We start from the raw sequence: 22,465 nt of genomic DNA on the forward strand, positions 1-22,465 counted from the left end.
GCGTGATCACGAGTTGCTGTTTAAGATGCATAGCCATTACCGTTCATTATGATAACCATAAATCGTTTCCTGCATTGTTCTGTCCACCGTATGACCCAGGGCGCCCAGCCCCCGCAGCTCGAGCTGCAGCATGAATCGCGTCTCCTCTTCTTCATCCTTGTCTTCATTGGCCACATAGCGTTGCAGCAGGGTGCGAAGTTTCCAGCAGCAGTGCCCGCCATACTCCAAACCGAGTATTCTATTCATATTCCGCTCATAAAGGTATGAGTGTTTCCATTTCCCAAACAGGCTGAACTCATGTCCAAAGGGCCAATAGAAGGAGAAATCCAGGTCTTCGATGGAATCACGTTTGAAATTGTAATCGATATTGATCTGTTTTTGCTCTGGCGTACTGTAGCGCAGGGTGAAACGACCTCTATCGATCTGTTCGTCATCCAGATGGGGGTTGTGACGTAGGGTCAGCGTTGTGCGCCAATGGCTTCCCAGTCTCGACGAGAGCTCCGCCACAATGGCGGATGAAGGATCGTCTTCGGTTGCGCCGGTCAATTGTACCTCTCTATCTTCCCCGTAGTAGATCTGACCGATGCTGGCGCGTAGTCGTTCCATGCCATTCTCGCTTTGAAACCAGCGGCTGGTGAGACCGAATGAGATCTGCCTGGCGTCACCGAAGCGGTCCCGGCCGCTGAAACGGTTCTCTTTGAACAGGTTGGTGAAGCTGAGATCCAGGTCGGCGCTATCGAAGTCGGGGATGTCTGACTGATCATCGAAAGGGGCATACAGTACGAACAGTCGCGGTTCCAGCGTCTGTTGCGCGGGAATACCGAACCAGTGGGTATCGCGTTCGAATACCAGGCCGCCATCAAGGCTGTATGCAGGCACGAAATAATCGGGTGTTTCGTTTTCAGGGTCATCCTCTTCGTCCAGCCTGTAGCTGGCATAGTTGAGGCTCAACCTGGGGATCAGGTGGCCCCAGCTGCGACGCAGCGGCAGACTCAGGGAGGGGCGCAGGCTGAGTCGCTCGCCATCACTCAGGGTATCGTGCTTGAAGTGGGTATATTCCCCGCTGAAGCCGATATTGAGTCCCAGTGGGTTGATGAATCCCCGATAGCGGGATGTCAGTTGCGGCAGGCGGCGGTAAGGGTGTTGTGATTCACTCAGGGAGTCATCCACAGTCTGGAATCGCTGTACTCGACCCAGCAGGCTCCAGTTGCCCAGGTTGTAACGCACCTCTCCGACCCGCTCCAAGTGACGTGTACTGGTGATGACCAGGCCGGTGCCGAAATCCTCCAGGTAGTCGTTATCGCTCACCGCATTGGTGTCTATGCGGGTAGTGAGACCGGGGTAGGGGTGGCTGACATGAATGAATCTCAAGGCGCTGCGTCGCTCAGCGTGATCCGGGCTGATCTGCTTGTCGGACGGGAGTATTTCGCCGCTGATCTCAGCGCGATGCCGTTCACCGAGATAACGTAATTCACCCCCCAGCATTACCCCCCGTTTGCTCATCAGGCGCGGCGTCAGGGTGGCGTCATAGTTGGGTGCGAGATTGAAATAGTAGGGGAGGGTGAGTTCGCTGCCCAGGCGGTTGGATGATCCGATCGAGGGGATTAAAAGACCGGTTTTTCTCCGCTCGTCCACCGGAAAGGTGAAATAGGGCATATAGAATACCGGCAGGCCGGCCAGTTGCAGCCGGGCATGGCGGGCGCTTCCCCACCCCTCGGCCATGTCGATCTCCAGTTCGGAGGCGACCAGGCTCCAATCGCTTCTGTCGGGGGGACATGTGGAGTAGACAACCTGCTCATAGCGTGACTGATCCTTGCCGGTCAGGTTGATCAATCCAGCACTGCCCCGGGCGTTGCCCTGGGTGAGACGAAACCGGGTATCCCTCAACCAGCCCCTGTCCTCATCCAACTCCAGGTGACCCTGGGTGGCGGTGGCCCGCAGCCCGGTCTGCTGAATGAATAGGTTACCGAAAAGATCAGCCACTCGACGCTGGTGATCGAATTCAATCCTGTCCGCCTCTGCATAGCCCTCCAGCCGCCACAGCTGTACCCCGCCGGTGAGCAGGCTTAGGCCGGTTTCCTGATCGAACTCCATGCTGTCGGCTGCCAGCTGAAGATGCTGGTTCGGCAGTGGGGATGCCGGCACTGTGAGATCGCTCTCCCTATGGGGTTGCGCGCAATAGTCCCAGTTGAGACCCTGGTCGATGCGGGGCTGCTGTTCCGCTATTGTAGTAGGGGTGATTACCAGCAGGCAGAGGCAAAGACTAAAAGTGAGTGGACGAGCTGGCATTGAGTTGGCTGATTGGTGTTTCCATTCTGGCGATGCGTGTCAGGGAACCAATAGTGGTTTATGAACTCACTAATGGAAGGTATTGATAATTCATCACGCGACCCTGCACAAAATCGCATAGAATCTGCATTACTTCAAATTACCCCTGTCCATTGGTATCTCTCGTGACCTCAGTAAGACGACGATTTTTGCTCACCCTGGCCATTCTGATGACCGCCGTCATCGTCGTCGTGCTCCTGTTTGTGACCCGTCCTGAGGCCAATGTGGAGATGAAGCAGCCGGGTATCACCCGGGTCGAGGTGGCCGAAGTGCTGCAGCGGGACCTGTTGCCAAAGGTGACCTTTACCGGTGTTCTGCGACCGCGCCAGGTTGCATCCCTGCGGTTTGAAGTGGCTGGTGAACTGACTGCGCGGGAGGTAGAACCTGGTGAGTCGGTATCCGAGGGGGACCTGCTCCTGGGATTGGCTAACGAGGACTATAGGGATGCCTTGAGCGAATCGGAATCCCAGCTGACCGAGACCCGTGCCACACAGGAGCGGGATGCGGCACTGCTAAAGCTGGCGCGGGAGAACAGGCGACTGGCCGAACGGGAGTATCAGCGCCTGGAGAAGCTGGGCAAGGGTTCGTTGGCATCGGTCTCCACCCGGGAGAGTGCCCGTCAGCAGTTGATCAATCTGCAGAGCGAAGAGGCCCGGCTTGTGTTCAGTCAACAGAGCAGCCGTGCCCGCCTTGCCCGCCAGGAGGCCGCTAACAATCGGGCCCGACGAAATCTGGAGCGTACCCATTTGCTGGCCCCCTTCAGCGGCCGGGTAAACCGTGTCATGGTCGAGGTGGGTGACTATCTGCAAGGCAACAGCCCGGTGCTGGAGTTGATCGATGCTGCTGCCCTGGAACTCGAGGTGGCGGTGAGTGGGGATGTGGCCGCCGCATTGACCCTGGGGCAACAATTAACGGTGAATGTGGATGATCGTGAGGTGGCGGGTGTACTGGTGGCCCTGCAGATCGATCCCGATTCTCAGACCCATACCCATCCGTTGCGCATCCGGGTGCCAGGGCAGGGTTTGTTGCCCGGACAGTTGGGCCGGGTGGATCTGCCCCTGCGTCCCAGAAGGGATGCGCTTGTGGTGCCGGCCTCCGCCGTGATGCGGGAGGAGGGGAAACACTATGTCTTCCTGGTACGAGCGAATCGCCTGGTGCGTCGACAGGTCGTCCCCGGGATTCGCCAGGGGGATTGGCGGCTGTTGTTACAGGGGGTGGAGCCGGGTGATCGGCTGGTTGCCCGTGATGTGGAAGTGCTCAGCCATGATATCGAGGTTCAGGTCGAGCCTGGCGGGAAAGTGCCTTGATCGATTTTTCCATCCGCAATCCCCTGATGGTCAACCTGATGTTGGTCATTATTCTACTGGCCGGGGTGATCTCCTGGTATGCCATGCCCCAGGAGATGTTTCCCGTGGTGGAGCAGGACAAGGTCAGGATCACCACCCTGTTCGAGGGTGCCGCGCCGGAAGAGATGGAGCGTCAGGTTACCCTGCCCATAGAACAGGAGCTGGATGGTCTGGCCGATATCGACGTTATCAGCTCCACCAGCAGCGAGGGCAGCTCGAGTATTCTCATCGAACTGAAGAGCGGCTCCGATGTGGACAATTTCATGCGCAAGGTCCGCACCGCCCTTGATCAGGTGGATGACCTGCCGGAGGAGGCGGAAGAGCCTGAACTGGCACGCCTGGAGACCCGCTTCCCGGTCATATCGGTCAGCCTGTTCGGCACGATCACCCGGGGTGAGTTGTATCGCATCGCCGAAGGCATCAAGGATGAGCTGATTCAACTGCCAGGTGTCGCTTCCGTGGGCACGGCCGGCGATCGGGAGTGGGAGGTCTGGGTTGTTGTCGATCCCCAGGTGATGGCGGCCTTGAGTGTCTCACTCAATGAGATTGGCCATGCATTGCGCAACAACCTGCGCGATCTGCCTGGCGGTACCTTGAAATCCACCGCTGGGGATATTCGCCTGCGGGGTATGGGAGTTCCCCCAGATCCCGATCGGATGGCGGCCATCGTACTGCGTCATGATGAGCAGGGCGGACAGTTGCGTTTGGGGGATCTGGCAGAGGTGCAGTTGCGTCTGGAGGAGGCGCAGACCCTGGGCCGATTCAATGGCAAGCCATCCGTCAACATGACCATCAACAAGACCAGTCAGGCCTCCACCATCGAGGTGGCGAAGTTGGTCCGCGAGTTCATTGAAACCCATACAAAGTCCCTGCCGGCGGGAGTTAGTCTCGGCCTGTTCAACGATCTATCCGTGTATGTCAAAAACCGGCTCGAGACCGTTAAGTCATCGGGGATTGTCGGCCTGGCATTGGTGCTGTTGGCACTCTACCTGATGCTCAATTTCCGCATTGCATTCATTACCGCCCTAGGCATTCCTGTCTCATTCCTGGTGGCTGTGATCACCCTCTATATGCTGGGTTACAGCATCAATATGGTCTCCCTGTTTGCCTTCTTGATCGCCCTTGGCCTGATTGTCGATGATGCCATCATCGTGAATGAGAATATCTACCGCCACCTGGAGATGGGTGAGTCCCCTGCAGGGGCCGCGGCCCTGGGTACAAAGGAGGTCTATTGGCCGGTGGTGGCCTCGACCACCACCACCATAGCCGCCTTTATGCCGATGTTCGCCATCGGCGGTACCATGGGGGCATTCATCGCCGTGATACCGGTGGTGGTCAGCGCATCCCTGGCCGGTTCCCTGCTGGAGGCCTTTGGCGTGCTGCCCTCCCATGCCAAGGAGTTCCTGCGCACCGCCAGGAAGCGCCAGCGCGGGCGTATCGATTGGAGTGCCTTGAATCACCGATACACTCGTTTGTTGCGTAAATGTCTCGACTATCGTTATCCAGTCAGCATGCTGAGCATCGGGGTGTTGAGCATCGCCATCGCATTTGCTGTCACACGGATCCCGTTTCTGCTCTTTAGTCACGTGGATGTGGGACAGTTCTTTGTCAATGTGGAGGCACCCAGCACCTACAGTATCGAGGATACCTCCCGCCTGGCGGATAAGCTTGAAGGGACATTGATGCAGACCCTGGGCGAGGATGAGCTGGAGACACTGTTGAGCAATGTGGGGGTTATGTTTATCGACTTTCATCGGGTGAAAATCGGCAGCCGATATATACAGCTGATCGTCGATCTGAAACAGCAGAAACCGAGTGGCTTCATCGAACGTTGGATATCGCCTGTTGTCAGTTTGAAGTTCTCTTGGGAGGGGAGCCGCGAACGTAGCTCAAAACAAGTGATCGAAGAAGTGCGCGAGGCGCTGCAACAGATACCTGGTATTCAGCGTATGTCCATACTGCGTACCCAGGGAGGACCGGCAGGTGCTGATATTGAGATCGGGGTTGTGGGTGAATCGGTGGATCGTATCAGCAAAACCGCGGAGACGATTCGCACCTTTCTCGGTCGTATACCGGGGGTCTCGGATGCCAGGCAGGATATGGATCCGGGCAAGTTGGAGTATCGCTATCAGTTGAATGAGCGGGGACGGCGTCTGGGACTCACCCAGACAGAATTGGCGAATGCGGTGCGCACCGGTTTTCTTGGGCTGAAACTGACCCATGTCAGCTGGCGCGACAAACGCATCCCCGTACGCCTGATCTACCATGATGAACTGCGCCACGATGCCGGCGCCCTTGAACGCCTGCCTATCACCCTGGATGATGGACGCACACTCTACCTGGGCGATGTAGCGGAAATCGTGGAGGCGAGAGGCTACAACAGTATCAATCGGCGCAATCTGCATCGACTGGCCACCATCACCGCGGAAGTCGATCCTAAGATCACCACGCCCAACCAGGTGCTGGAACGGATAACGGGTGAATTCAGTCAGCTTCCTGATGGGCAACGTCTTATCTTCCTCGGTGAGAAGAAAAAGGCGCAAGAGTCTATGCTCGGCATGCAGCGTGCGGGGGTGATCGCATTGGCGGTTATCTTTTTCATATTGGCCGCGCTATTCAGATCACTGCTTGACCCCCTGGTGGTGATGTTCGCAATCCCATTTGGCGCCATCGGTGTCATCGTGGGTCATGTGTTGTTTGATTTTCATCTGCAGTTCCTATCCCTTATCGGTTTTCTTGCACTGACAGGAATCGTGGTCAACGATTCACTGATCCTGATCGATTTTGCCAAGCGTTTGATACGAGAAGGATGGGAGCGTAAAGATGCCTTGGTGGAGGCGGGACGGGTACGTATCAGACCTATCCTGTTGACCAGTGCGACAACCTTTCTTGGTATCTCTCCAATCATCTTTTTCGCCACCGGGCAGACGGCATTTCTATCACCGATGGCGGTCAGTCTCGGCTTTGGTTTACTGTTTGCGACGGTATTGATACTACTCGCACTGCCCTGTTTCTATCTGATTGCGGATGATATGAGGTTGCGTGTCACTTCCCGTTTCGGCGCCGGGGATGAGAATGCTGTCTTGGCGACAGATAGTTAATTTCGTTTAAACGGCATCTGGTACAATCACCTTGATACGGTGCGGCAAGCCGCACCCTACGCAATTATGAGCGGTTAGCATTATAAGTAGGGTGCGGCTTGCCGTACCGGAGAAGCATATAGCGATGCCACAACGCATTGAACAATTGAAAACCTGGCTGACGTCACTGCCGGAACTCTCTGATTATTCATTCGCACCTGCATCCAACGATGCGAGTTTTCGGCGCTATTTTCGCATAAGCGAAAACGGAAAAAGCTACATCGCCATGGATGCCCCTCCGGAGAGAGAGGATTCAAAACCCTTCGTTCAGGTGGCAGAAGCATTCGAGTCAATCGGTTTGAACGTTCCGCATATCTATGCGCGGGATCTTACCCAGGGATTCATGCTGCTCGAGGATCTTGGCACTGAGCTCTATCTTGATCACCTGACGACAGAGACAGTGGACAGGCTCTATGGTGATGCCTTGGGTGCCCTGGCCACACTCCAGGCATGTGGACCGATGCAACGGCTACCGGTCTATGATCGCACCCTGTTGATGCAGGAGATGGCGCTGTTTCGCGATTGGTTGTTGTTGCAGGAGTTGGGTCTCTCCCTAAGTGATGAAGAACATTCGATGTTGGATCGGGTATTCGAACTACTGGCGGATCGTGCCCTGGAACAGCCACAGGTCTGCGTACATCGTGACTACCATTCCCGTAATCTGATGGTAACCGCAAGCCACAATCCGGGTATTCTCGATTTTCAGGATGCCGTATTGGGACCGGTGACCTACGATCTGGTGTCGTTGCTGCGTGACTGTTATATCAGCTGGCCTGAGCAACGGGTGCGTGACTGGGCCATGGGATATTATGAACTGGCGGTTCAGTCCGGTATTTTGCGCAGCGAACATGAAGCAGGGTTTCTGACTTGGTTCGATCTGATGGGGGTGCAGCGACATCTCAAAGCGAGCGGGATCTTCGCCCGATTGCACCATCGTGACGGCAAATCCGGCTATTTGAAGGATATTCCAAGGACACTTGATTACATCACTCGGTTGAACACTGGCCTTGCACCTTTGCAGGCGCTTGGGGAGTTTATCCGAACGCGGGTTTCACCCTGTCTTGATCAGGGGTGAAAACCCACGGGTTGGTCTATCAATTCAGATAATTCATGCCAGTTTCTTATGTCAGCTGTTACAAGCTCGATCTAATCTACTGATTTTCTGTGATTTGACAGTATGTTGCAGCAGTTATTGTTGCTGTGCTTTTTGTCCAGAAAAATATCGCAACAATACCTGAGTAGCATCCTAAGGTATTCCTCAATAACAACCTAGAAAGTATTTAGATAGTAATCATAACTCTTTGATGTTATTTTTTTTGAACCTGGGATATTTGTTGGTGTGGCAATTTTACAACACCATTAAATTCTGTGTCTTTTTTGCAAAGAAACGCTTGCAATTTGCCACACTGTTGGCTAATATTCGCATCGTAGTCAATTTTCTACCCATCAATTCTCGGAGTTAACTCAATGAAAAAAGTACTCTCTCTGGCAATTGCAGCTGCACTGGTGGCTCCTGCCGCAGTCATGGCTGATGCCACCCTGTTTGGTAAAGCGCACTTCATCGTCGAAAACGTAGATGATGGCGACACAGATGTCTGGGGTGTTGACAGCATCCATTCTCGCGTTGGTGTGAAAGGCAGCGAAGACCTGGGTGGTGGACTGAAAGCTGTTTATCACTTCGAATTCAAAGTACACAACGATGACGGCGCCGATGGTCTTGGCGATCGTAACCAGTTCATCGGCCTGGCCGGTGGCTTCGGTACCGCTCTGTTGGGTACTCACGACACCCCAATGAAGATGTCTCAGGGCAAATTCGATGAGTTCGGTGATCTGCCGAACGGTGACCTTGCCAACGTAATTCCTGGCGATGACCGCGTTGAAAACGTTATCGCTTATGTATCACCTGCCATGGGCGGTCTGACCTTCGTCGGCGCACTGGTTTCCGGTGAGAGACCTGACCTAGAGCTGGACGGCCCCGCCGACCACATCTCCCTGGCTGGTCTCTACAGCAACGGCCCGATCTTCGCATCCCTGGCCTACAACAGCTATGACCTCGGTTCTCCAGTAGATGCCGATCCTTCACTGCTGCGTCTTACCGGTATCTGGAATGGTGGCATGTGGCAGGCTGGCATCATGTGGGCCTCCATGGATCTGGACCTCGACGGTGTGGACGATCCTGATTTCCTCGGTCTGAGCGGCCACGTCAAAGTCGGCTCTGGCAAAATCAAGGCTCAGTACCTGATGGGTGATTCCACCAATGGTGGTGTTGCCGGGTTGGTAGCTGGTTTCACTCCTAATGTAAACGTTGGTATGCCTGTTTCCGATCCTGAGAACGATGTTACTCAGTTCAGCATCGGTTACGAGCATGGCTTGAGCAAGCGCACCAAGGCTCACGTCGGCTTCACCTCTTATGAAGAAGACGAGACCGATGTGGAATCAGATGCGTTCTTCGCTGGTCTGATCCACAGCTTCTAATAGCTCGTAAGACTATTTAAAGCTAGAAACGGGGCCTTCGGGCCCCGTTTTTGTTTACCCCTCCTTCTACTGCTATTTTTCCACTTCTTCTCCCGCTGCTCCATTAGTCTGTCTCCAGGCAACTGTTGATATCTCAACAGGGCCTATCTTTCAGCTAACAACTCTCAATATAGATGCCAATCCAAAACGATGAATAGGCATGCAATCAGATAGATGATCCAGAAGAAAAAGGCATAGGGTCCGGGGTGGTTGTCGGATTTGAAGTCTTTGGCGAAGTACTCTGGAAAACCAAAGCCGGAAAAGAAGGCAATGATCCGATAGAAAAGAATCGGCAGCAGGAATATGAATAGGATGATGTTGGCTGCCAGGGCGTCATCAATGCCATCTCTGATGGATGTATAGAGAGCCACACAAATGAAGATGGCTATAGCAACCAGTTTGTGGGTTTCCAAGACTGCTCCCGAAGGTTCCAGTTTAAGCAAATTGCTGAGCGTGATTTCTTCCCTGTTGGGATGAAGATGTCATGATGCTCTCTTTTTTTATCTGGATAATCAATTGGATATGTCCCTCTATTCGGGTGAATATCCTGCTGTATTGCATGCGTTGGGTTTTGGTGAGTGGTGGTAAAAAAAGAAATTTTTACAAAAGTGTCGACATTTTGAAAAATATTGTCTATAAATTAGGTTCTAATAGCAATTATTAACAAATAGTGTCGACACTTGCTCAGGTCAGACAACATCAGAGGAGCCCCCCCACATGACAAGTTATGCCGAGATCTATCAGCACTCTTTGAATGACCCAGAAGCGTTTTGGGGTACAGTTGCCAAGGAACTTCACTGGTACAAACCTTGGGACAAGGTTCTCGACGAATCGGTCAAACCTTCGCCACGTTGGTTTAAGGGTGGCATGTTCAATACCTGTTACAACGCCCTGGATCGGCATATAGAGGCTGGTCACGGCGATCGTCTGGCACTCATCTACGACAGCCCGGTAACTGAGCAGAAGCGCACCTTTAGTTATAGTGAACTACGCGACACGGTCGCCCGCCTGGCTGGTGTGATTGCGTCTCACGGTGTGGGCAAAGGTGATCGGGTCATCATCTATATGCCGATGATACCGGAGGCGGCCATCGCCATGTTGGCCTGCGCCCGCATCGGTGCCATCCACTCAGTCGTATTCGGTGGCTTTGCAGCTAATGAGTTGGCTACCCGAATCGACGACAGCCAGCCCAAAATGGTGCTTTCCGCTTCCTGTGGTATTGAACCCAGTCGCCTGGTTGCCTACAAGCCCCTGCTGGATGAGGCGATTGAAATCGCCCGGCACAAACCTGCCAACTGCATTATCAAGCAGCGGCCTCAATTGACCGCTGAGCTGCAGGATGGACGGGACTATGATTGGGATCAGGCATTGGCCGAGGCGGAACCTGTGGATTGCGTGCCTGTAGAGGCAACCGACCCTCTCTATATACTCTATACATCGGGTACCACCGGACAGCCCAAGGGTGTGGTGCGTGATAATGGGGGTCATGCCGCCGCGCTGCTTTGGTCGATGAAGAGTATCTATAACGTGGAGGCGGGCGATGTCTATTGGGCCGCATCCGATGTGGGTTGGGTGGTTGGCCACAGCTACATCGTCTATGGTCCACTGTTGGCGGGGTGTACCACGGTGTTGTATGAAGGAAAGCCCGTCGGTACCCCCGATCCAGGTGCCTTCTGGCGCGTGATCAGTGAGTATGGGGTCAAGGTTTTGTTCACCGCGCCAACCGCATTCCGTGCAATCAAGAAAGAGGACCCGCAGGGCGCATACATGTCGAAGTATGACATCAGTTGCATGGATACCCTGTTTCTTGCGGGTGAACGTTGTGATCCAGACACCCTTCATTGGGCGGAGACCATGCTCCAAAAGCCGGTTATCGATCATTGGTGGCAGACCGAGACCGGATGGGCGATCGCTGCCAATCCCATGGGTGTTGAGCCGTTACCGGTGAAGGCCGGTTCGCCGACGGTATCCATGGTTGGCTATGATGTGCAGGTACTCGATGATCAGGGTAGTGAAAAAGCCGCTGGTGAAATGGGCGATATAGTGATCAAACAACCTCTGCCCCCATCCTGTCTACCCACCCTTTGGAACAATGAGCAACGATTCGTGGAGTCCTATCTGAGTGCCTATCCCGGATACTATCTGACAGGTGATGCGGGCTACAAAGATGAGGATGGCTACCTATGGATCATGAGCCGCACCGATGACGTCATCAATGTGGCGGGACATCGTCTCTCCACCGGCCAGATGGAGGAGGTGTTGGCGGGCCATGCCGATGTGGCTGAGTGCGCTGTCATCGGTGTCAGTGATGCCTTGAAAGGGCAGTTACCACTCGGACTTGTTGTTTTGAAGTCGGGTGTTGAGCGTTCCGCAGAAGAGCTCTCCGTGGAATTGGTCAAGCGGGTGCGTGAACTGATAGGTCCGGTTGCGGCATTCAAACACCTGGCCATTGTGAAGCGCCTGCCCAAAACCCGCTCGGGGAAAATATTGCGGGGAACAATGGTGAAGATCGCCGACGGCGATGAATGGAAGATGCCTGCAACCATCGATGACCCTGCAATTCTCGATGAAATCTCATCCTCCCTGCAGTCCCTGGGTTATGCCAGGTAGTGCCAGATAGGTTGGTTTAGATTCATTGCCCCGCCTCTGCATGCATGCATGCAGGCATGCAAGTGGGGTGTCTTACCGAACTGAATCAAATAAAAGTGTCGACACATTTAACTATATAAGCTATATTTTACTTGTTTATAGCTATTTTGGTTATATATTGTCGACAATATTGGTTAAATATGAGGAATCAGTCAACAGTGGAAAAGAATGACCCGGTCACGATTACTCTGACAGATCGACTCTTCGACAGGCTTCAGAGTGCCATCGTGGAAGGGGAGATACCCTCTGGCAGCAAGATCAGTGAACCGGAACTGGCTCGCCAGCACGGCGTCAGTCGGGGCTCGTTGAGAGAGGCTATCGGACGCCTCGAAGCGAGAAAGCTGGTTGAGCGCAAACCCAACCTGGGTGCCCGGGTGGTGACCCTGTCATACGAACAGTTGATAGAGATCTATCAGGTTCGCGAAGCCCTGGAGGGTATGGCTGCAAGGTTGGCGGCACAAAATATGAGCGACAAGGAGGTCGAGGAGCTGCAGCTGCTGTTGACTGAGCATGGTCAGCAGATTGAAGAGCAGCATGGTGAGGCCTACTTTCAAAAGCAGGGTGACCTGGACTTCCACTATCGAATTGTTCAAGGCAGTAAAAACCGTCACCTGATCGGCCTGCTTTGCAACGATCTCTATCATCTGCTGCGCATGTACCGTTACCAATTCGGAATGCGTAGCAAGCGTTCCCGTCAGGCTTATGACGAACACCACTATTTATTGAATGCCATTTCCTCACGCGACCCTGAAATGGCTGAGTTGTTAATGCGCCAGCATATTCGTTCATCCCGCAGGAATGTGGAAAAAATGTTGCTGGAAAACTAACCGTTTACAAGTTTTTAGTTTTTAGTTTTTAGTTTTTAGTTTTTAGTTTTTAGTTTTTAGTTTTTAGTTTTTAGTTTTTAGTTTTGAGTTGTGGAGTTCGCTTCGCTCACTGTTTTTTTAACTTAAAACTCAAAACTATTTTTAGTTGAGGATACGAAATGACCAATCATCAAAATCCCGGTGCTCGCTTTCGCGCCGCCATCGAGCAGGAGAAGCCGTTGCAGTGCGTGGGCGCCATCAACGCCTACCACGCCCGCCTCGCCGAGGCCTCCGGCTACCGCTCCCTCTATATCTCGGGGGGCGGTGTGGCCGCCGGTTCCTGCGGCATCCCCGATCTGGGTATCACCACCATGGAGGATGTGCTGACCGATCTGCACCGCATCACCGATGTCACCGAACTGCCGGTGCTGGTGGACATCGACACCGGTTGGGGTGGCGCCTTCAACATCGCCCGCACCATCCGCAACATGAACAAGTCCGGCGCCGCCGCGGTTCACCTGGAGGACCAGGTGCAGCAGAAGCGTTGCGGCCACCGCCCCAACAAGGCCATCGTCTCCCAGGCGGAGATGGTGGATCGCATCAAGGCGGCAGTGGACGCCAAGCTGGACGACGACTTCGTGGTCATGGCCCGTACCGATGCCCTGGCGGTGGAAGGTATGCAGTCGGCCATCGACCGGGCCTGCGCTTGTGTCGAGGCAGGTGCCGATATGATCTTCCCGGAAGCGATAACGGAGCTCGATCAATACCGTGAGTTTGCTGCCGCGGTGAAGGTGCCGGTACTCGCCAATATCACCGAGTTCGGCTCCACACCGCTGTTTACCGTCGATGAGTTGGCCGGCGCCGGAGTGAGCATCGCCCTTTACCCCTTGAGCGCGTTCCGCGCTGCCAACGCCGCTGCTCTGAACGTTTACAAGACCCTGCGCAGTGAAGGTACCCAGCAGGGTGTTCTCGACACCATGCAGAGCCGGATGGATCTTTACGACTACCTTGGTTATCACGATTTCGAACAGAAGCTGGATTCGCTATTTGCTTCGGAGGAAAACGCTTAGTTGTTTAACAACAGTTTTGAGTTATGAGTTTTTAGTTTTGAGTGGATGTGTTCACTGCGCTCACGCTTATATCCCCCTCTCCCTGGCCCTCTCCCGCGAGGGTAGAGGGAATGCATGAATCAGGGGCAGTGATATACGGAAAGTTCGTTACTTCGACATGACCAGCAGCTATCGACGAACGAGGTAAGCACGTCCCCTCTCCCCTCGCGGGAGAGGGCCAGGGAGAGGGGGACCAAAACACCGTGCGCAAAGCGCACACATCAACTAAAAACTCAAAACTAAATTATTCGTACACCTTAACTATCAAGTTAACCATCGCCCAACAGGAGGATCTCCCCATGAGCGAACCCAACCAAATACTGCCCAAGGCGAAGAAGTCGGTCGCCCTCTCCGGCACCGCCGCCGGTAACACTGCCATCTGCACCGTGGGTCGTACCGGTAATGACCTGCACTACCGCGGTTACGACATCCTCGATTTTGCTGAAAAGGCGGAGTTCGAGGAGATCGCCTATCTGCTGATCCACGGTGCCCTGCCGACCCCTTCGGAGCTGGTCGCCTATAAGGCCAAGCTGAAGTCCATGCGTGGCCTGCCTCAAGCGGTTAAACAGGCCCTGGAAGCGATACCCGCCTCCGCTCATCCGATGGATGTGATGCGCACTGCCTGCTCGGTAATGGGTAGCTGTGTGCCGGAGAAGGAGACCCACCCCGCCTCCGAGGCACGGGACATCACCGACCGCCTGATGGCCAGTTTCGGTTCCGCCCTGCTCTACTGGTACCACTACGCCTTCAACGGCAAGCGTATCGAGGTGGAGACCGACGACGACTCCATCGGCGGCCACTTCCTGCACCTGCTGCACGGTGAGAAACCCAAGGAGTCCTGGGTGCGTGCCATGCACACATCCCTGGTGCTATACGCCGAGCATGAGTTCAATGCCTCCACCTTCACCGCCCGCGTGGTGGCGGGTACCAACTCCGACATGTACTCCGCTATCACCGCCGCCATCGGCGCCCTGCGCGGACCCAAGCACGGCGGCGCCAACGAGGAGGCCTTCCGTATCCAGAGCCGCTACCACACCGCCGACGAGGCGGAGGCCGACATCCGTGAGCGGGTGGGGCGCAAGGAGATTGTCATCGGTTTTGGCCATCCGGTCTACACCGTGGGCGATCCCCGCAACGAGGTGATCAAGCGGGTCGCCAAAGAGCTCTCCGAAGAGGCCGGCAACATGACCATGTTCAGCGTCGCCGACCGTCTCGAAGCGGTGATGTGGGAGATCAAGAAGATGTTCCCCAACCTGGACTGGTTCTCCGCCGTCTCCTACAACCAGATGGGTGTGCCCACCGATATGTTCACCCCCCTGTTCGTCATCTCCCGTGTCTCTGGCTGGGGCGCCCATGTGATCGAACAGCGCGAGGATGGAAAAATCATACGGCCATCGGCGAACTATACAGGTCCGGAGAATCGGGCCTGGGTTCCGATCGAGGAAAGAAGCTGAAGATTTAGTTTTGAGTTTTTAGTGTTGAGTTTTGAGTTGAGGGAAGCGCTTTGCGCTGGTTGTTTTTAGTTCCCCCTCTCCCTGGCCCTCTCCCGCGAGGGGAGAGGGAATGCAGGGATCAGGGGGAAGTGGTAAACGGAAAGTTTGTTACTTCGACCAGACCAGAAGCTTTCGACCAACTCGGCAAGAGCGTCCCCTCTCCCCTCGCGGGAGAGGGCCAGGGAGAGGGGGCCCAAAAACTCGTGAGCACAGCGAACACCCCCACTCAAAACCAAAAACTCACAACTCAAAACTTCCCATCTCGCCCGCACACCAAACGAGACCCCAGATGAACACCCAATTCAGAAAACGACTGCCCAACACCGACCTGGACTACTTCGATACCCGCGAGGCAGTCGAGGCGATCCAGCCAGGCGCCTACGAGAAGCTTCCCTACACCTCGCGGGTCCTGGCGGAGCAACTCGTACGCCGCTGCGATCCAGGCCTGCTGACCGATGCCCTGAAGCAGCTCATCGAGCGCAAACGGGACCTGGACTTCCCCTGGTATCCGGCGCGGGTGGTCTGCCACGACATCCTGGGCCAGACCGCCCTGGTCGACCTGGCCGGTCTGCGCGACGCCATCGCCGACAAGGGGGGCGACCCGGCCAAGGTCAATCCGGTGGTGCCGACTCAGCTCATCGTCGACCACTCTCTGGCGGTGGAACACGCCGGTTTCGAAACCGATGCCTTTGAGAAGAACCGGGCCATCGAGGATCGCCGCAACGAGGACCGTTTCCACTTCATCGAGTGGACCAAGACCGCCTTCGACAACGTGGATGTGATCCCCGCCGGCAACGGCATCATGCACCAGATCAACCTGGAGAAGATGTCGCCGGTGATCCAGAACCGGGACGGCCTGGCCTTCCCCGACACCTGCGTCGGCACTGACAGCCACACCCCCCACATCGACGCCCTGGGGGTGATCGCCATCGGCGTCGGCGGTCTGGAGGCCGAGACCGTGATGCTCGGTCGTCCCACCATGATGCGTCTGCCGGAGATCGTCGGCGTCAAGCTCACCGGCCAGCGCCAGCCCGGCATCACCGCCACCGATATCGTGCTGGCATTGACCGAGTTCCTGCGTCGGGAACGGGTGGTCTCGGCCTATCTGGAGTTCTTCGGCGAGGGGGCAGAGAGCCTCACCCTCGGCGACCGCGCCACCATCGCCAACATGACCCCCGAGTTCGGCGCCTCCGCCGGGCTCTTCTATATCGACGCACACACCATCGACTACCTGAAGCTCACCGGCCGCACACCGGAACAGGTGGCGCTGGTGGAGAACTATGCCCGCACCAGCGGTCTCTGGGTCGATGCGCTGGAGCGCGCCGAGTATGAACGGGTGCTGGAGTTCGATCTGTCGGAGGTGGACCGCACCATGGCCGGCCCCTCCAACCCCCATCGCCGCCTGCCCACCAGCGATCTGCAGGAACGGGGCATAGCGGTGGACCTGGACAAGGCCCAGGCCGAAGAGCAGGCAGGGAAAATGCCAGACGGCGCGGTGATCATCGCCGCCATCACCAGCTGTACCAACACCTCCAACCCGCGCAACGTGGTGGCTGCCGGTCTGGTGGCGCGCAAGGCCAATGAGCTGGGCCTGCTGCGCAAGCCCTGGGTGAAGTCCTCCTTCGCCCCTGGCTCGAAAGTGGCCCGGCTCTATCTCGAAGAATCCGGCCTGCTGCCGGAGCTGGAGAAACTCGGCTTCGGCATCGTCGCCTACGCCTGCACCACCTGCAACGGTATGAGCGGCGCCCTCGATCCGAAGATACAGCAGGAGGTCATCGATCGCGACCTCTACGCCACCGCGGTGCTCTCCGGCAACCGTAACTTCGACGGCCGCATCCACCCCTATGCCAAACAGGCCTTCCTTGCTTCGCCGCCCCTGGTGGTGGCCTACGCTATCGCCGGCACCGTGCGTTTCGATATCGAGAAAGATGTCCTGGGACATGACAAGGCGGGTAATCCGATCACCCTCAAGGATATCTGGCCCAGTGACGAGGAGATCGACGCCATTGTCTCCCAGTCGGTCAAGCCGGAGCAGTTCATCCAGGTCTACCAGCCCATGTTCGACCTGGGCGACAGGGAACAGGCGGAGAGCCCGCTCTATGACTGGCGTCCCCAGAGCACCTACATCCGCCGGCCTCCCTACTGGGAGGGCGCCCTGGCGGGTCAGCGCAGTCTGAAGGGCATGCGTCCGCTGGCGGTACTGGGTGACAACATCACCACCGACCATCTGTCACCCTCGAATGCCATTCTAGCCAGCAGTGCGGCGGGAGAGTACCTGGCCAAGATGGGTCTGCCGGAAGAGGACTTCAACTCCTACGCCACCCATCGCGGCGATCATCTTACCGCCCAGCGCGCCACCTTCGCCAACCCCAAGCTGCTCAACGAAATGTGCCGGGACGACCAGGGCGAGGTGATCCAGGGCTCCCTGGCGAGACTGGAGCCGGAGGGCGAACCCATGCGCATGTGGGAGGCGATCGAGAGCTACATGCAGCGTAAACAGCCGCTGATCATCGTCGCCGGCGCCGACTACGGTCAGGGCTCGTCGCGGGACTGGGCCGCCAAGGGTGTGCGCCTGGCCGGGGTGGAGGCGATCCTGGCCGAAGGCTTCGAGCGCATCCACCGCACCAACCTGGTGGGTATGGGCGTGCTGCCGCTGGAGTTCAAGTGGGGCGAGAATCGCAACAGCTACAACATCGACGGCACCGAGACCTTCGACGTGGTGGGTGAGCCTACTCCACGGGCCGACCTGACCGTGGTCATGCACCGGCGCAACGGCGAGCGGGTGGAGATCCCGGTCACCTGTCGGCTGGATACCGCTGAGGAGGTGTCGGTCTATGGCGCCGGGGGTGTGTTGCAGCGGTTTGCGCAGGACTTTTTGGAGTCCAAGGGGGCTTGATGCGCTTCACCCCTTCTCCGGCTGTTTGTTCCCCCTCTCCCCCAGCCCCTCTCCCGCGAGGGGAGAGGGGGGAATATATTGCCGCACCGGTCCACCGGATGGTAAAGATGTCACACAATCAGGCTCACCTCACGGGAGGCCGACAGGACGTCCGCCTCCCCTCTCCCCTTGCGGGAGAGGGGCCGGGGGAGAGGGGGCATGAAACAGGCAAATGAGACATCATGAGTAAACCAACCATGACCCACAAACCCCAAATCAAGATCCCCGCCACCTACATGCGCGGCGGCACCAGCAAAGGGGTCTTCTTCAATCTGAACGACCTGCCGGAAGCGGCACAGGCCCCTGGAGAAGCCCGCGACAAACTCCTGCTGCGGGTCATCGGCAGCCCCGATCCCTACGCCAAACACACCGACGGCATGGGCGGCGCCACTTCAAGCACCAGCAAGACAGTGATCCTGGCCAAGAGCGACAGGCCCGATCACGACGTGGACTACCTCTTCGGCCAGGTAGCCATCGACAAGGCCTTCGTCGACTGGAGCGGCAACTGCGGCAACCTCACCGCCGCGGTCGGTTCCTTCGCCATTGCCAGCGGTCTGGTGGATGGGTCGCGTATCCCCGACAACGGCACTGCCGTGGTGCGCATCTGGCAGAAGAACATCGAGAAGTCCATTGTCGCCCATGTGCCCATCGCCGATGGGCAGGTACAGGAGACCGGCGACTTCGAACTCGACGGCGTCACCTTTCCCGCCGCCGAGGTGAAGATCGAATTCATCAGCCCGGTGGATCCCAGCGAGGCCATGTTCCCCACCGGCAATCTGGTGGATGAACTGGAGGTTCCAGGCATCGGCACCTTCAAAGCCACCATGATCAACGCCGGCATTCCCACCATCTTTCTCAACGCCGCCGACATCGGCTACACCGGCACAGAACTGCAGGAGGCGATCAACGAAGACCCGGCAGCCCTGGAGCGATTCGAGACCATCCGCGCCCATGGCGCCATCAGGATGGGGCTGATCGAGAAGGTTGAAGAAGCAGCGGCCCGCCAGCACACCCCCAAGGTGGCCTTCGTGGCGCCATCCGCCGATTACACTGCATCCAGCGGTAAGGCGATCGCAGCGGACGACATCGACCTCAATGTGCGCGCCCTCTCCATGGGCAAGCTACACCATGCCATGATGGGCACCGCCGCCGTCGCCATTGGCACCGCGGCGGCCATCCCCGGTACCCTGGTCAATCTGGCCGCCGGGGGCGGCGAGCGGGAATCGGTCACCTTCGGCCACCCCTCCGGCACTCTCAGGGTGGGCGCAGCAGCCTGCGAGCAGAACGGCAACTGGATCGTGGAGAAGGTGGTGATGAGCCGCAGCGCGCGCATCCTGATGGAGGGCTGGGTACGCATTCCGGGTGATGCGTATTAGTCTTCACCTGAAAGGATTAACCGCAAAGGAACGCAAATCACCGCCACCCTACTTTTCCATATTTTGATCACTGTTCGCCGTATGGAAGAGTGATTTCAGTACATCGGGATCTTCAGGCCGGCCCCCTGTCGCTTCAGCCAACGGGGGTTCTTTTCCGAACAGGGCCCCAATACGTCGAAACAGGGATTTCAGTGCCCGCCAGATCTTTGGCAGCAACCAGATCACCAGGGCGACGAAGAGCAGCAACATGATGATGAATGCCAGCGGATAGTGCAGTGCTGCCCAGAGACCACCGATGACGGCCAGATCTTCGGCAATAGAGGCGGTCCAGTTGGTGACCGGCTCCGGGGAGGTGTTGATCATCAGGCGGGTACCGGCCTTGGTAAAGTGGCTACCGGCCGCCATGGTGCCGCCCACCAATGCAGCGGCTAGTTCGGCTGCCTGGTTGACCTCGAATCCACTCGCGGCACCGGCTGCCAGCAAGGCGCCAGCGGGGATGCGCACGAAGGTATGCAGGGCATCCCAACCGCTGTCGACACCCGGTGTCTTATCAGCGAAAAACTCGATGAAATACATGATGCCCGCGATACCCATTACCAAAGGGTCGCTAAGTACCTCGAGTCCCGGGGGCAGGACCACATGACCTGTCATGCCCAGATAGCCCAATACCAGGATTGCGGCATAGAGGTTGATGCCGGCAGCCCATCCGGCGCCTAGGGTGAGTGCAAGGGTGTCGATAGTCTCCATAATCGCATTCCTGTTGAGTACTTCCACTAATGTGGAGACGATTGATCGGAATTTCTACTTATAGTTTGGTTTATCAGCCACTAAAAGCCCCTGAGTTCACAATTGTTTAGGTTTTCTTGCTTGGTGACTTTTTCTTTTATTAACCAAGCCTTATGATAGCCGTCTTAATATTGATTCACACTCTGGATCTCTGTGGGAGCTGCAACCCATTGAGTTCACGGTGGTTTGGCATGCAAAGATAGGTCTGCTTGAAATGATAAAGGTAGGTATTGTTGGTGGTACCGGGTACACCGGTGTTGAGTTGCTGCGGTTGCTGGTGGCACATCCTTCTTGTGAGCTCGTTGCCATAACCTCACGCGCAGAGTCAGGTAGAGCGGTTGCCGACCTGTTTCCGAATCTGCGTGGCCATACCGACCTCTCTTTTATCGAGCCGGATGCGGCGCAACTGCGGCAGTGCGATCTGGTCTTCTATGCCACACCAAATGGCGTTGCCATGACGCAGGTGCCTGAATTGCTGGCTGGAGGTGTCCGCGTCATCGATCTGGCTGCGGATTTCAGGATCGCAGATCAGGCTGTTTGGGAACAGTGGTATGGGATGCAGCACGCCTGTCCGCAGCTTCTGTCCCAGGCGGTGTACGGCCTGCCGGAGTTGAATCGAAAGGCGCTGCGGGAGGCGCGTTTAGTGGCGAATCCAGGCTGTTATCCCACAGCCGTTGCGCTGGGTTTTCTTCCGTTGATTGAAAATGGCATTGTGGCTACCGATTTTTTGGTTGCGGATACGAAATCGGGGGTGAGCGGTGCCGGCAGATCGGCAAGTGTTGCCACCCTGATGGGCGAGACGGGTGAGAGTTTCAAGGCCTATGCCATCCCTGGCCACCGCCATCAACCGGAGATCCATCAGACCCTGAGCCGGGTCAGTGAAGCGCCTATTGGATTGACCTTCGTACCCCATCTGGTGCCGATGATCCGGGGTATTGAAGCAACCCTGTATGCTCGATTGACTGATCGGTCGGTGGATCTGCAATCCTTGTTTGAGGAACGTTATCAACAGGATTGCTTTGTGGATATCATGCCGGCTGGGTCACACCCGGAGACACGTAGTGTAAAAGGCGCAAATCATTGCCGTATTGCAGTGCATACACCCTTGGATGGGGATGTGGTGGTGGTCAGCTCGGTTATCGATAATCTGGTCAAGGGCGCTGCAGGGCAGGCGGTGCAGAATATGAATTTGATGTTTGATCTGGCAGAAGATTGTGGTTTGAGTCAGGTAGCTCTGCTACCTTGAGATCATGATAGACCTCAAGAAATATCGAGTACCAAAAATTGTTGGCGCCAATCAGGGTGTGCCACATTGGGCTCGCTTAACCCTGCTGCTGCTATTGCTGGGCGGGGTGGCCTGGCTGGCCTACCAACAGGGTGGGAGTAGCCTTGCCCAGGGTTTTGCCCGGCTCCAGTCGGGCATGGACCATGTGAAGACCCTGGAGCAGGAGCGGAATGAATTAAGGCGTGAATTGGCCATGGTCAAACAGGCTGGTGAGGTTGATCGTGAAGCATTGCTCGCAGTTCGTAATCAGATCAAGAAGTTACAGGACGAGCGCTTGAAGATGGAGGAAGAGCTGACGTTTTTACGCGGTATCGTCTCGACCTCGACAAAAAAACAAGTGCTTAGAGTGCAAAACTTCAAATTGGAACCGGGACTGGAAGCGCAGCAGTTTATCTACAAATTTTCCGTCAGCCAGGTGATTAACAGCGGCACGGTGGTGAAGGGAAAAATCGAGGTGGCCGTGATGGGTCTGCAGGATGGTCAAAGCAAGCTGTTGCGTCTTGAAGAGTTGTCGGATGAGAAGCTGAGCAATCACAAAATGCGTTTTCGCTATTATCAGAATGTGGAAGGCAAGGTCCATCTGCCGGCAGGTTTTCAGCCCGCATCTATCACGATTGATGTTAAGCCTAGCAGTGCCAAGTTGAAACCCGTGAGCGAATCCTATAACTGGTCACCAATATCCTGATGTAAAAAAGGTA

General features: G+C 56.2%; 15 protein-coding genes. 12 read left to right on the forward strand and 3 right to left on the reverse strand.

The genetic code is table 11. The features are described 5' to 3' along the window. Positions 1-36 precede the first annotated feature (36 nt). Entirely contained in the window at positions 37-2,289 is a 2,253-nt protein-coding gene (locus R2K28_RS01470; RefSeq protein WP_316367661.1) for an LPS-assembly protein LptD, read from the reverse strand. A gap of 164 nt (positions 2,290-2,453) precedes the next feature. On the opposite strand from R2K28_RS01470, the gene R2K28_RS01475 reads away from it, so the two are divergent. From R2K28_RS01475 to R2K28_RS01490, 4 genes are all read left to right on the forward strand, one after another. Further along, positions 2,454-3,635: an efflux RND transporter periplasmic adaptor subunit gene (locus R2K28_RS01475; RefSeq protein WP_316367662.1), complete on the forward strand. Its 1,182-nt coding sequence runs from the start codon at positions 2,454-2,456 to the stop codon at positions 3,633-3,635. Next, a complete protein-coding gene (locus tag R2K28_RS01480) occupies positions 3,632-6,775 on the forward strand; it encodes an efflux RND transporter permease subunit (protein ID WP_316367663.1) in 3,144 nt (1,047 codons plus the stop codon). Before R2K28_RS01475 ends, R2K28_RS01480 begins: the two co-directional genes overlap by 4 nt. Before the next feature lie 124 nt (positions 6,776-6,899). Beyond that, a complete protein-coding gene (locus R2K28_RS01485) occupies positions 6,900-7,889 on the forward strand; it encodes an aminoglycoside phosphotransferase family protein (protein WP_316367664.1) in 990 nt (329 codons plus the stop codon). Positions 7,890-8,281: 392 nt separating this feature from the next. After that, complete coding sequence (locus R2K28_RS01490) at positions 8,282-9,289, forward strand: porin (protein ID WP_316367665.1); 1,008 nt, start codon at positions 8,282-8,284, stop codon at positions 9,287-9,289. Between the two features lie 164 nt (positions 9,290-9,453). Here R2K28_RS01490 and R2K28_RS01495 read toward each other — a convergent pair whose 3' ends face one another. Further along, on the reverse strand, positions 9,454-9,741 hold the full coding sequence (locus tag R2K28_RS01495) for a hypothetical protein (RefSeq protein ID WP_316367666.1): 288 nt from the start codon (positions 9,739-9,741) through the stop codon (positions 9,454-9,456). A gap of 304 nt (positions 9,742-10,045) precedes the next feature. Between R2K28_RS01495 and R2K28_RS01500 the strand changes: the two genes are divergently transcribed. The 6 genes from R2K28_RS01500 (at position 10,046) to prpF (ending at position 19,696) form a co-directional block, all read left to right on the forward strand. Further along, entirely contained in the window at positions 10,046-11,938 is a 1,893-nt protein-coding gene (locus R2K28_RS01500) for a propionyl-CoA synthetase (protein ID WP_316367667.1), read from the forward strand. 179 nt (positions 11,939-12,117) lie between these two features. After that, positions 12,118-12,804 carry a GntR family transcriptional regulator gene (locus R2K28_RS01505; protein WP_442871416.1) on the forward strand — a complete coding sequence of 229 codons (687 nt, stop codon included), beginning with the start codon at positions 12,118-12,120 and terminating at the stop codon, positions 12,802-12,804. A gap of 158 nt (positions 12,805-12,962) precedes the next feature. Then, a complete protein-coding gene (gene prpB, locus R2K28_RS01510; RefSeq protein WP_316367669.1) occupies positions 12,963-13,853 on the forward strand; it encodes a methylisocitrate lyase in 891 nt (296 codons plus the stop codon). Positions 13,854-14,191: 338 nt separating this feature from the next. After that, entirely contained in the window at positions 14,192-15,346 is a 1,155-nt protein-coding gene (gene prpC, locus R2K28_RS01515) for a bifunctional 2-methylcitrate synthase/citrate synthase (protein ID WP_316367670.1), read from the forward strand. 328 nt (positions 15,347-15,674) lie between these two features. Beyond that, positions 15,675-18,281: a Fe/S-dependent 2-methylisocitrate dehydratase AcnD gene (gene acnD, locus R2K28_RS01520; RefSeq protein ID WP_316367671.1), complete on the forward strand. Its 2,607-nt coding sequence runs from the start codon at positions 15,675-15,677 to the stop codon at positions 18,279-18,281. A gap of 236 nt (positions 18,282-18,517) precedes the next feature. Beyond that, positions 18,518-19,696, forward strand: coding sequence for a 2-methylaconitate cis-trans isomerase PrpF (gene prpF, locus R2K28_RS01525; protein WP_316369812.1), 1,179 nt, complete (start codon positions 18,518-18,520; stop codon positions 19,694-19,696). 48 nt (positions 19,697-19,744) lie between these two features. Here prpF and R2K28_RS01530 read toward each other — a convergent pair whose 3' ends face one another. Further along, positions 19,745-20,443: a DUF4126 domain-containing protein gene (locus R2K28_RS01530; protein ID WP_316367672.1), complete on the reverse strand. Its 699-nt coding sequence runs from the start codon at positions 20,441-20,443 to the stop codon at positions 19,745-19,747. A gap of 253 nt (positions 20,444-20,696) precedes the next feature. Between R2K28_RS01530 and argC the strand changes: the two genes are divergently transcribed. Further along, the gene (argC, locus tag R2K28_RS01535) at positions 20,697-21,728 is read left to right on the forward strand and encodes an N-acetyl-gamma-glutamyl-phosphate reductase (RefSeq protein WP_316369813.1); all 1,032 of its coding nucleotides are present in this window, start codon (positions 20,697-20,699) and stop codon (positions 21,726-21,728) included. A 4-nt stretch (positions 21,729-21,732) separates the two neighbouring features. After that, entirely contained in the window at positions 21,733-22,452 is a 720-nt protein-coding gene (locus R2K28_RS01540; protein WP_316367673.1) for a DUF6776 family protein, read from the forward strand. The last annotated feature ends 13 nt before the right edge of the window (positions 22,453-22,465 follow it).

Source organism: Candidatus Thiodiazotropha sp. CDECU1, from assembly GCF_963455295.1.
Classification (GTDB): Bacteria; Pseudomonadota; Gammaproteobacteria; order Chromatiales; family Chromatiaceae; genus Thiodiazotropha.

Coding starts and splice junctions, on each gene's coding strand:
- R2K28_RS01540 (WP_316367673.1), top strand. CDS start 21,733: ATGATAGACCTCAAGAAATATCGAGTACCAAAAATTGTTGGCGCCAAT.
- argC (WP_316369813.1), top strand. CDS start 20,697: ATGATAAAGGTAGGTATTGTTGGTGGTACCGGGTACACCGGTGTTGAG.
- acnD (WP_316367671.1), top strand. CDS start 15,675: ATGAACACCCAATTCAGAAAACGACTGCCCAACACCGACCTGGACTAC.
- prpB (WP_316367669.1), top strand. CDS start 12,963: ATGACCAATCATCAAAATCCCGGTGCTCGCTTTCGCGCCGCCATCGAG.
- R2K28_RS01530 (WP_316367672.1), bottom strand. CDS start 20,443: ATGGAGACTATCGACACCCTTGCACTCACCCTAGGCGCCGGATGGGCT.
- R2K28_RS01500 (WP_316367667.1), top strand. CDS start 10,046: ATGACAAGTTATGCCGAGATCTATCAGCACTCTTTGAATGACCCAGAA.
- prpC (WP_316367670.1), top strand. CDS start 14,192: ATGAGCGAACCCAACCAAATACTGCCCAAGGCGAAGAAGTCGGTCGCC.
- prpF (WP_316369812.1), top strand. CDS start 18,518: ATGACCCACAAACCCCAAATCAAGATCCCCGCCACCTACATGCGCGGC.
- R2K28_RS01490 (WP_316367665.1), top strand. CDS start 8,282: ATGAAAAAAGTACTCTCTCTGGCAATTGCAGCTGCACTGGTGGCTCCT.
- R2K28_RS01505 (WP_442871416.1), top strand. CDS start 12,118: ATGAGGAATCAGTCAACAGTGGAAAAGAATGACCCGGTCACGATTACT.
- R2K28_RS01470 (WP_316367661.1), bottom strand. CDS start 2,289: ATGCCAGCTCGTCCACTCACTTTTAGTCTTTGCCTCTGCCTGCTGGTA.
- R2K28_RS01485 (WP_316367664.1), top strand. CDS start 6,900: ATGCCACAACGCATTGAACAATTGAAAACCTGGCTGACGTCACTGCCG.